Annotated in this window: 11 protein-coding genes; 6 read left to right on the plus strand and 5 right to left on the minus strand. The window is 68.2% G+C overall.

Annotated features, from left to right (window positions below):
• Positions 1–24: 24 nt before the first annotated feature.
• Positions 25–591: a DUF4142 domain-containing protein gene (locus ACFYWM_RS30065; RefSeq protein WP_389920273.1), complete on the minus strand. Its 567-nt coding sequence runs from the start codon at positions 589–591 to the stop codon at positions 25–27.
• A 232-nt stretch (positions 592–823) separates the two neighbouring features.
• Positions 824–1,969 carry an ROK family protein gene (locus ACFYWM_RS30070; protein WP_389920276.1) on the minus strand — a complete coding sequence of 382 codons (1,146 nt, stop codon included), beginning with the start codon at positions 1,967–1,969 and terminating at the stop codon, positions 824–826.
• Between the two features lie 105 nt (positions 1,970–2,074).
• Here ACFYWM_RS30070 and ACFYWM_RS30075 point away from each other — a divergent pair, with 105 nt between their 5' ends.
• The 6 genes from ACFYWM_RS30075 to ACFYWM_RS30100 are packed head-to-tail and all read left to right on the plus strand — an operon-like array spanning position 2,075 to position 6,905.
• Positions 2,075–2,803, plus strand: coding sequence for an amino acid ABC transporter ATP-binding protein (locus ACFYWM_RS30075; protein ID WP_389920279.1), 729 nt, complete (start codon positions 2,075–2,077; stop codon positions 2,801–2,803).
• Positions 2,804–2,833: 30 nt separating this feature from the next.
• Positions 2,834–3,751 carry a glutamate ABC transporter substrate-binding protein gene (locus ACFYWM_RS30080; RefSeq protein WP_389920281.1) on the plus strand — a complete coding sequence of 306 codons (918 nt, stop codon included), beginning with the start codon at positions 2,834–2,836 and terminating at the stop codon, positions 3,749–3,751.
• Positions 3,751–4,395: an amino acid ABC transporter permease gene (locus ACFYWM_RS30085; protein WP_389920284.1), complete on the plus strand. Its 645-nt coding sequence runs from the start codon at positions 3,751–3,753 to the stop codon at positions 4,393–4,395. Before ACFYWM_RS30080 ends, ACFYWM_RS30085 begins: the two co-directional genes overlap by 1 nt.
• Positions 4,392–5,219, plus strand: coding sequence for an amino acid ABC transporter permease (locus ACFYWM_RS30090; RefSeq protein ID WP_389920287.1), 828 nt, complete (start codon positions 4,392–4,394; stop codon positions 5,217–5,219). Before ACFYWM_RS30085 ends, ACFYWM_RS30090 begins: the two co-directional genes overlap by 4 nt.
• On the plus strand, positions 5,212–6,162 hold the full coding sequence (locus tag ACFYWM_RS30095; protein WP_389920290.1) for an asparaginase: 951 nt from the start codon (positions 5,212–5,214) through the stop codon (positions 6,160–6,162). The genes ACFYWM_RS30090 and ACFYWM_RS30095 overlap by 8 nt, the downstream gene beginning before the upstream one ends.
• Entirely contained in the window at positions 6,159–6,905 is a 747-nt protein-coding gene (locus ACFYWM_RS30100; RefSeq protein ID WP_389920292.1) for a copper homeostasis protein CutC, read from the plus strand. The genes ACFYWM_RS30095 and ACFYWM_RS30100 overlap by 4 nt, the downstream gene beginning before the upstream one ends.
• Before the next feature lie 83 nt (positions 6,906–6,988).
• On the opposite strand, the gene ACFYWM_RS30105 is transcribed toward ACFYWM_RS30100, so the two are convergent.
• The 3 genes from ACFYWM_RS30105 to ACFYWM_RS30115 all read right to left on the minus strand — a co-directional run bounded on the left by ACFYWM_RS30105 (position 6,989) and on the right by ACFYWM_RS30115 (position 9,939).
• Positions 6,989–7,963, minus strand: a complete 975-nt coding sequence (locus tag ACFYWM_RS30105; protein WP_389920295.1) for an aldo/keto reductase — start codon at positions 7,961–7,963, stop codon at positions 6,989–6,991.
• 214 nt (positions 7,964–8,177) lie between these two features.
• Positions 8,178–9,086 (minus strand): SUMF1/EgtB/PvdO family nonheme iron enzyme, encoded by a 909-nt coding sequence (locus tag ACFYWM_RS30110; RefSeq protein WP_389920296.1) that lies wholly within the window; start codon positions 9,084–9,086, stop codon positions 8,178–8,180.
• A 73-nt stretch (positions 9,087–9,159) separates the two neighbouring features.
• A complete protein-coding gene (locus tag ACFYWM_RS30115) occupies positions 9,160–9,939 on the minus strand; it encodes an aminotransferase class IV family protein (protein WP_389920299.1) in 780 nt (259 codons plus the stop codon).
• Positions 9,940–10,155 lie beyond the last annotated feature (216 nt).

The following is a 10,155-nucleotide window of genomic DNA, read 5'->3' on the forward strand; positions in this document are numbered from 1 at the left end:
ACGCCGCCTGGATCTCCGCCCGCCTCAGCTCGAAGGGCTGGAGGTCGCCGCGGGGCTGGGGAAGAGGGACTTCTGGGCGTCGCGGAACATCTTCAGGTGGTCCAGCACGACGTGCTGGGCGTAGAGGGCGACCTTCCTCACCTGCGGGTCGGAGCCGCTCTCTATCTGCTTCCGCACGAGGATGAGAGCCTGGCGGTGGTTCTCGATCTCCATGCTGATCCAGGCCCTGTCGAACTCCCGCCCGTTCAGCGCCATCACCTCTTCGAGCTGCCTGCGCTGTGCCGCGCTGGGCCCGTCGGGGAGCTCGACGCCCAGTTCCCGGGCCACCTGTTGCAAGATCTTGTCGAGTCTCATGTGGCTGACGACGAGGTGCTCTCCCAGATCGCGGACGGCCTGGCCGGCCTTCCCGCCGTCCTGGTCGTCGGCCTTCCGGGTGGCGGCCCGGCCCGCCTCGATCTCGGCCAGGTTGCCCTGGTGCGACATGATGAGGAAATCCCTGTCCTGCTGGCTGAGAGAGTTGGGAGTGGGGGCGGTGGCGGCACCGGCCGTGCCGGACATCAGGGCCACGACGACGGCCAGCAGAATGATCATTGTTCGAACCATCGAATCCTCCGTCGATCGGTCCACGGTCGGGGCTAGCACCTTCCTCTCCCTTGTCTATGCACATATAGGGCGATATGGCGGGATAAGTGGTAAATCCTGCTAAAAGGTCATATTTGGTCCCGTTGGACAAGGGAGCCGCAACGCTTTCCCCGTACCGCTCAGAGGGCGGGCACACCGTCGGTGATCCCCCGGTCCGGGAGGACCTGCCGCCCGTGGACCCTCAGCTGAGGACGGCGTCCAGCAGGAGGGAGCCCGCGCCCAGGAGGGCGGCGTCCGGGCCGCCCCGGGTCACGGAGATCTCCAGGTCGCGGGTGGCCAGGGGCAGGCAGCGCTCGTAGACGGCGGCGCGGATGGCGGAGATCAGCGGCTCGGCGGTGGAGAGGCTGCCGCCGACGACGATGGCGTCGGGGTTGATGAAGTTGACCAGGACGGTGAGCACCTCGCCGATGAGGCGGCCCGCGTTCCTGACCAGGGCGGTGGCCTCGGGCACGCCGTCCTCGACCAGGGCGACGACGTCGGAGGGGCGTCGCGTCGCGATGCCGAGCCCGGACAGGGCGTCCATGAGCGCGGCGCCGCTCGCGTAGGCCTCCAGGCAGTCGGGGTGGCCGCACGAGCACATGGTGGTGGAGGAGTCGGTCCTGACCCGGACGTGGCTGATGTCGCCGGCCGCGCCCCTGCCCCGGTGCAGGCGGCCGTCGACGATCACGCCGCACCCTATGCCGCTGCCGGCCTTGAGCACCATGAGGTTGTCGAACCCCGGCCAGGAGCGGGCCTCGCCGACGGCCAGGAGGTTGGCGTCGTTCTCGACGAGCACCGGCAGGTCGTAGTGGGCGCCGAGGTGCTCGGCGACGGGGAAGTTGTTCCAGCCGGGCATGCGCGAGGGGGAGACCACCCGGCCGCTGCCGGGGTCGACGGGGCCGGGGACGCCGGTGCCGACGCCGCGCAGCGGGACGCCGGCCGGGCCGTGGGTCGCCAGCAGGTCGTCGAACGCGGCGGCCATCCAGTCGAGGGTCGCCTCGGGGCCGAGCGCTATGTCGCAGGCGCGCTCCTCGACGACGAGGGGGACGCCGCTGAGGTCGAGCAGGCCGAGGCGGGCGTGGTGCGCCCCGAGGTCGGCCACCGCGAGCAGGCCGGCGGCCGGGCTGACCCGCAGCCGCCGGGGCCGCCGCCCGCCGCTGGAGGTCCCCGAGCCCTCCTCGACGAGCAGGCCGGTGTCGATCAGCTCCTCGACGCGCAGGGAGACGCTCGACGCCGCCAGGCCGGAGACGCGGGCCAGCTGGGCGCGCGACTCGGCGTGACCGGTGGCGACGAGACGCAGAAGGTCCCCCTGTGCTCCCCGCACCAGCAGCCGCTCTTTGCCTGACATGAACTAGAGGAATACCACGTCTGTACTTACTACGGCAACGTGTTGACTTGCGTGAGAATCATCCGTTACCTTCCGCTTTATCTTCGATTTCGAAGGAAGATGGCAATGATTCAGGTCAAAGGGTTGAACAAGTGGTTCGGCGATCATCACGTGTTGCGCGACATCGACCTTGATGTGGCGCGGGGCGAGGTCGTCGTGGTCGTCGGCCCCTCGGGGTCCGGCAAATCGACGCTGTGCCGCTGCCTCAACCGGCTGGAGACGGCCGGGTCGGGGGACATCCTCGTCGACGGCGTGCCCGCCCCGGTGGAGGGCCGCGAGCTGGCCCGGCTCCGGGCCGACGTCGGCATGGTGTTCCAGTCGTTCAACCTCTTCCAGCACAAGACCGTGCTGGAGAACATCGTGCTCGCGCCGATGAAGGTCCGCGGCGACGGCCGCGCCGAGGCCGAGGCCGCGGCGCGGAAACTGCTGGAGCGGGTCGGCATCGCCGAGCAGGCGGGAAAGCTGCCCGCCCAGCTGTCCGGCGGGCAGCAGCAGCGGGCCGCCATCGCCCGCGCGCTGGCCATGCGGCCCAAGGTGATGCTCTTCGACGAGCCCACCTCGGCGCTCGACCCGGAGATGGTCGGCGAGGTGCTGGACGTGATGGTCCGGCTCGCCGCCGACGGCATGACCATGGTCGTCGTCACCCACGAGATGGGCTTCGCCCGCAGGGCCGCCGACCGTGTGGTCTTCATGGACGCGGGCCAGATCGTCGAGACGGGCGAGCCCGCCGCCTTCTTCGAGGCTCCCAGGACAGACAGGGCCAGGGACTTCCTGGCCAAAGTTCTCACTCACTGATCAGATCGATCGAAAAGGATGGTGGGCCCGATGGTGTCCATGAAGCGGCTGGTCGCTGTCGCCGCTGTGTCCATGCTCGGCCTCTCGGCCTGTGGCGGTACGGATTCGGGAAGCCCGGCCGTACCGGGTGAGGCCAAGGGGAACGACCTGATCGCCTCGGCGCCGGTCGCCGCCGCCGCGGACATCCTGCCCGGCTCCACCATGGAGAAGATCAAGCAGCGCGGCGAGCTGCTCGTCGGCGGGTCGCTCGACGCGCCGCTGCTGTCGCAGCAGAACCCGACGACCGGCGAGGTCGAGGGGTTCGACGCCGACATGGGCAAGGCGCTCGCCAAGTACATCATCGGCGAGCCCAGGGTGAAGATCGTCAACTCGGCCTCGGAGACCCGCGAGGCGCTGCTGTCCAACGGCACCGTGGACGTCGTCTTCCAGACCTACACGATCACCCCGGAGCGGGCCGAGCAGGTCGCCTTCGCCGGGCCGTACTACTCCTCCGGGCTGAGCCTCGCGGTCAGGAAGGGCACCACGGGCATCACCAAGCCCGAGGACCTGAACGGCAAGACCGTCATCGCCGGAGCCAACACCCCGGCCGTCTCGGCGATCAAGAAGCTCGCCCCGCAGGCCAAGATCGTGACCTTCGGCAGCGACCCCGAGTGCATGCAGGCCCTCAAGCAGGAGCGCGGCGACGCCTACGTCCAGGACGAGACGCTCCTGGTCGCCAACGCCCAGAAGGACCCCTCGGTCCAGGTCGTCGGCAGCCCGTTCACCGAGGACCCGTACGGCATCGGCCTCAAGCACGGTGACGACCAGTTCAAGAAGTTCGTCAACGACTGGCTGAAGAAGATCCAGGCCGACGGCCTCTGGCAGAAGACCTGGAAGAACTCCCTCGGCACGGTCGTGCAGGGCGAGGCTCCCACCCCGCCGCAGATCGGATCGGTGCCGGGGTCCTGATGTCCGCCCTCCTGGACCACCTGCCCGAGCTGTGGCAGGGACTGGTGGTGACCCTCCAGCTGACCGCGGCGTCCTTCGCCGGCGCCGCGGTCGTGGGGCTCGTGATCACCGCCATGCGGGTGAGCCCGGTCGGCGTCCTGCGCGGGATCGGCACGGTCTACGTGGAGACCTTCCAGAACCTGCCGCTGCTGGTGCTGCTGGTGCTCGCCGTCTTCGGCCTGCCCGAGATCGGGCTCAAGGCCGACCTGCTGGTGACGGCCATGATCGTCATCGCGCTCTACGAGGCCGCCTACATCGCCGAGGCCCTGCGCTCCGGCGTCAACGCGGTCTCGGCCGGGCAGGGCGAGGCGGCCCGCGCGCTCGGGCTGACCTTCGGCCAGTCCCTGCGCCACGTGGTCCTGCCGCAGGCGCTGCGCACGGTGATCCAGCCGGTCGGCAACATCTTCATCGCGCTGACGATGAACACCTCGCTCGCCGCCGCGGTCGGCGTCGTCGACCTGACCGCCGCGGCCAACAGGGTGAACCTCGCGGAGGCGCAGCCCATCCCGATCTTCGTCGGGGCGGGCCTGGCCTACGCGCTGATCGCCGCCTGCGCCGGTTTCGTCACCGGCCGGCTCGAACGACGGCTGGTGGTGGTCCGGTGAGCAATCTCCTCTTCGACCAGCCGGGGCCGCGTGCCCGGCGCAGGACAAGGATCGCGACCGCGGTGGGGGCGGTCGCGGTCCTGCTCCTGCTGGCGCTCGCGGTCCGCCAGTTCGCCGCCAACGGCCAGCTCGACGCCGACCGCTGGTCGCCGTACGCGACCTGGCCGATGTGGCGCTACCTGCTGAACGGGCTGTGGGCCACCGCGCTCGCCGCCGTCGTCTCGGCCGCGCTCGCGATGGCGGCCGGGCTCGCCCTCGCCCTCGGGCGGCTGTCACGGCACAGGTGGGTACGCCTGCCCGCGGCCACGTACGTGGAGGTCGTGCGGACCGTCCCGGCGCTGCTGCTGGTCTACGTCGTGCTGTTCGCGCTGCCCCGCTACGGGCTCGACCTGCCGCTGTTCTGGAAGCTCGTGGTGCCGCTGGCGATCTCGAACGCCGCGGCGTTCGCGGAGATCTTCCGCGCCGGGATCCTGTCCGTGGAACGCGGCCAGGGCGAGGCCGGTCTCGCGGTCGGGCTCACCCAGGGCCAGACCATGCGCCTGATCGTGCTGCCGCAGGCGGCCCGGCGGGTGCTGCCCTCGATCGTGAGCCAGTCGGTCGGCCTGCTGAAGGACACCTCGCTGGGCTTCGTGGTCAGCTACGCCGAGCTGCTCTACAGCGGCAAGGTGCTGGCGACCTTCAACGGCCTGCTCATCCAGACCTACATCGTCGTCGCGCTGATCTATCTGGTGGTCAACGCGTCGTTGTCCAAACTCGCCCGTACCCTCGACGCCCGCGACACCCCGGGGGCCCGCCGCCTCAGAAGGAGACCCGCCCGTGCCTGAACTCGTCCCGCTCGCCGAAGTGGTGCGCTCCGGATTCGTGGAGAGCGTGCACTTCGGCAGCGCCGTCGCCCTGGCGCCCGACGGCACCGTGGCCGTCGCCAGGGGAGCGGTCGACGCGCCGGTACTGCCGCGCTCGTCGGCCAAGCCCTTCCAGTCGCTGGCCTGCCTGCTGTCCGGGGCGGACCTGAGCGGCCCCGGCCTGGCGATCGCCGCCGGCAGCCACACCGGCGAGGAGTTCCACGTACGGCTCGTCGCCGACATCCTCGCCGGGGCCGGGCTCGGCTTCGACGCCCTCGGCTGCCCAGAGGACTGGCCGGAGGACGAGGCCACCCGGCACACGCTGATCCGGGCGGGCCTGAGGGCCTCGCGCGAGCGGATGAACTGCTCGGGCAAGCACGCCGCGATGCTCGCCGCGTCCGTCGCCTCCGGCTGGGAGACCGCCTCCTACCTGGACGCCGACCACCCCCTGCAGCGGCGGGTGCGCGCGGTGACCGAGGAGCTGTCGGGGGAGAAGGCGGCCCACGTCGCCGTCGACGGGTGCGGCGCCCCGCTGTTCGGGCTGTCGCTGGCCGGGCTGGCGCGGGCCGTACGGGCCCTGGTCGTCGCCGAGCCGGGAACCCCGCAGCGCGCGGTCGCCGACGCGATGCGCGAGCACCCCGAGTACGTCGGCGGGACCGGGCACGTCAACACCTCGCTGATGCGGGCGCTGCCGGGGGCGGTGGCCAAGGGCGGGGCCGAGGGGGTCCTCGTCGTCGCGCTCGCCAGCGGGCACGCGGCGGCCGTCAAGGTCATCGACGGGAGCCCGCGGGCCACGAGCGCGATCGCGCTCGCCGCGCTCAGGGCGGCCGGCGGGGACGTCGCGGGAGCGGCGGACTTCGCGACCGTCCCGGTACTGGGCGGGGGCCGGCCAGTCGGTGAAATCCATGCTTTGGAGGAAAAATGAGCCTTAACTATGAAATCTGCATCGACAGCACCGCGGGTGCGCTCGCGGCCGAGCAGGCCGGGGCGCACCGCGTCGAGCTGTGCTCGGCGCTCTTCGAGGGGGGCCTCACCCCGACCCTGGGCACCGTCGAGGCGACCCTCGCCGCGGTCTCGACGATCCGGGTCCACGTGATCGTCCGCCCCCGGGGTGGCGACTTCATCTACGACGAGTACGAGGTCGCGGCGATGGAGCGCGACGTGGCCACGATCAGGGACGCGGGCGCGCAGGGCGTGGTGATCGGCGTGCTGACGCCGTCGGGCGAGGTGAACGTCGAGGTGGCCAAGCGCCTCATCGGCGCGGCCGGGGGCCTCTCGGTCACCTTCCACCGGGCCTTCGACATGACCGCCGACCCGTTCGCCGCCCTGGACACCCTCGCCTCCCTGGGCGTCGACCGGGTCCTCACCTCCGGCCAGGACGTCACCGCCCTGGAGGGCGCGCCGCTCGTCGCCTCCCTGGTCGAGCGGGCGGGCGACGACCTGATCGTCATGCCCGGCGGCGGCATCACACCCCGCAACGTGCAGCGCGTGGTCGAGGCGACCGGAGCCTCCGAGATCCACTTCGCCGCCCTCGTCGACGCGCCCAGCCCCGCCGTGCACCGCAACCCCCACCCGTTCATGGGCGGGGAACTGCGCCAGCCCGAGTACAGCCGCCTGATCACCTCCCCGCGCCTGGTCTCCGAGGTGATCGCCGCCTCGGGCACCTGAGCCCCCGGAAGGCGTCCGCGCACGGGGGCCGCGTACGTCGCACGCGCCTCACGCCCCGCCGAAGCGGGGCCGGGGCGGCGAGGTCACTGCCTGACGGGCCGGGGGCGGTACGGCTCGGCGAGGAAGGCGAGTTCCTTCTCGGTGAGGGACAGGTCCACCGCGGCGACCGCGTCGTCCACGTGCTCGTTCCTGGTCGCGCCCACGATCGGGGCCGACAGGCCGGGCTGGTGGAGCAGCCACGACAGCGCCACCCGCGCGGGGGCGACCTCGCGTTCCCTCGCCACCTGGGCGACCCGGTCGAGAATGAGGCGGTCGTTGTCGGCGTCGTCGTACAGGGAGTCGATGCGCGGGTCGCTGCCCGCCCGGACGGTCTTCTCCTCGGATCCGGCACGGGCCAGCAGCCCCCTGGCCAACGGGCTCCACGGGATCAGGCCGACCCCCTGGTCGAGGCAGAGCGGATTCATCTCCCGCTCTTCCTCTCTGTAGAGCAGATTGTAGTGATTTTGCATCGATACGAACTTTGTCCAGCCGTGGGTCTCGGCGACGTGCTGGGCCTTGGCGAACTGCCAGGCGTACATGCTGGAGGCGCCGAGGTAGCGGGCCTTGCCGGAGCGTACGACGTCGTGCAGGGCCTGCATGGTCTCCTCGATCGGCGTGTCGGGGTCCCAGCGGTGGATCTGGTAGAGGTCCACGTAGTCGGTGCCCAGGCGGCGCAGCGAGGCGTCGATCGCGGAGTGGATGTGCTTGCGTGACAGGCCGCCGGAGTTGACGCTCTTGCCCATCGGCATGAACACCTTGGTGGCCAGCACGTAGTCGTCCCTGCTGGGAAAGATCTTCGCGAGCAGCCGGCCGGTGACCTCCTCACTGGCGCCGAAGGAGTAGACGTCGGCGGTGTCGAAGAACGTCACCCCCGCGTCGGCGGCCCGGCGCACGATCGGCTCGGAGGCGGCCTCGTCCAGCACCCACTCGCCCCACTTGGCGGGGTCGCCGTAGCTCATCATGCCGAGGCAGACCCTCGACACCTTCATCCCGGTGGACCCCAGGCGCACGTACTCCATGACAAACCTCCAGATCTCCAAGACCTCGGGCTCCACCCTACGACCGCCGACTTCAACCGGTTCGTCCCACCCGCCACCAGGCTGCCAGGCTCTACCCGGAGTGACGCGGACAGGATTGTCAAGCGGGCATCGACCGCTCCACCACGTGAACCCGCGCTGTCGATCACCCCGGTGCGGAGCTTCTCACTGGAGGCCTCAAACACAACGGCGGGGATTACCTGGTCATCTTCAGTAGAGCACGCATTGTTTCGGCGGGCGTAACACATCGAAAGCCAGTGTCATCATCCATCATGTCAATCGACGCATCATTAAATGTGGATGGAGTGGCTCTAACGAAGGGGCTTGTGAAAGCGCTGCCCTTGAGTTCGCATCGGTCCTGGCTGGAGCTGGTGGACAACCATTCCCAGGCATTGCCGCACATGTCATAAACGCCGTACGGGCTGGCGCCGCTGTGGTAGCGGTTTACCGGCGTGGTCTTGTTGATCCCTGCTTCACGGACGTTGCACTTTGCGGGGGTGAGTTGATTTCCCCACGGATAGACATCTCCTCGGACGCCTCGTGCGACTTTCTCCCATTGCTGGCTGGTCGGCAGGGTTTTAGCTGTCCATTCCGCATAGGCGGACGCATCATTCCATGTGACGAACACAACCGGGTGATCAAAGATCTCGTCTGAAGGTCCGCCGTTGCTTCCCCAATGCTGGGGTTTTCTGTGTTCGGTGGCCGTTATGAAGCGCGCATAATCAGCGTTGGTCGTAGGAAATACGTCGCTGTAAAATGCTGGAAGGTAGATCGGCTCATTAGCGGGACCATGGAGATGGACCCCGGCGTCAATAAGCGTCATCAGTTTACCGTCAATGGGGTGGCGCACCTGGTGCTGACCGATGGGCAGAGGGGGCTCTGAGCCGGGAGACATCACGTCTGTAGCCTCGCCGGATGTTTGCATGCCGGGGGTGGTGATGAGGCTGGAAAACCTTGCCTGGACGTCGGAGCTTGAGGCGGCCAGCGATGAATCAAGAGCGGCCTGGTTGACCGGGCGGGGATGGATGCCCTCGCCCCCTGCCTCCCACTTCGACACCATGCGCTCACTCACTCCGAGGTGTGCGGCGAACGCGCGGATGCTCATCCGCTTCGCCTCCCGGAGGGCTCGTATCTCTACGCCGGACCATATCTGAACTATCGGAATCACTTTTGCCTCCCTACAGTTGTTCCGGCGGGATTTCCTCGTACTCTTTCCGGAGGGTCTCGAAAATGGGATGGTTGTCAGTCAGCTTTATTCTGTCGATGGCGCTGATTGCTCGTACGCCTATTGTTGTGTTCGTGGCGAACGCAGCCTGCATGACGGGGACGTCACGGATATTGACCGGTGCGGTTATCGTATTATCGTGAACCTGGTTCAGTAGCCTCATCGTCACCCCTGGGAGTACTTCGGCGTTTGGCCAGATGACTCGCTCTCCGTCGAAGAATCCGATGTTCCACGTTGCTCCCTCGGACACGAAAGAGGCATTGTCGATAAAAAGAGCGTCGTCGTATCCATGCATCTGAACTTGCCGTCGATGCCATACCGGCCCTAGCAATCCAACGTGCTTCACCTCGGGCAGGTCACGCCGATAGCTGACCGTTTGCACGCGAATCGGAGAAGGGGGCAACGGCATAGCCGGTCGTGTGGTGATGAGTACGCTCGGTTCCGCCGAAGACGTGGGGTGGCCAAGCTCAAGAGCGGGGTCAAAAATGGTCACTCGAACGACGAATGCCCCGCGCTCTTCCCTGACGGCATGTCGAACGAATTCGCGTACTCGCTCCCTGTCCAAGCTCGTGTTGAATAAAAGTTGACAGTCGTTCGCGAGACGGTCTATATGGTGGGAAAAGCCCCTTACCTGCTGATCCTGAACACGCATAGACGTGAAGTGGCCATAGTTGATGAGGGCCAGTGCTTGCAAAGCTTCCGAGGTCACTGGTGCCCCGTTGAGTTCCGCCATGTCTCGATTCTTACACCAGGGGCGATCGCGGGACGGCTGAAGTTCAGTGGGAGTTCAGGACTGAGGCCGTACGGGGACATGGGAAGGTCCTCACCGTTCGGCGAGCCTGAGTAGGCGCCTAAGATCGTGACTCATTTGGCGATCAGTCGTTGGATACAACGTGGATGCATTCCTTCAGCGACTGGTCCCTGACGAGTTGTGGGAGCTGTTTCAGCG

Origin of the sequence: Streptosporangium sp. NPDC002721 (assembly GCF_042888905.1) — a bacterium.
Taxonomy (GTDB): Bacteria; Actinomycetota; Actinomycetes; order Streptosporangiales; family Streptosporangiaceae; genus Streptosporangium.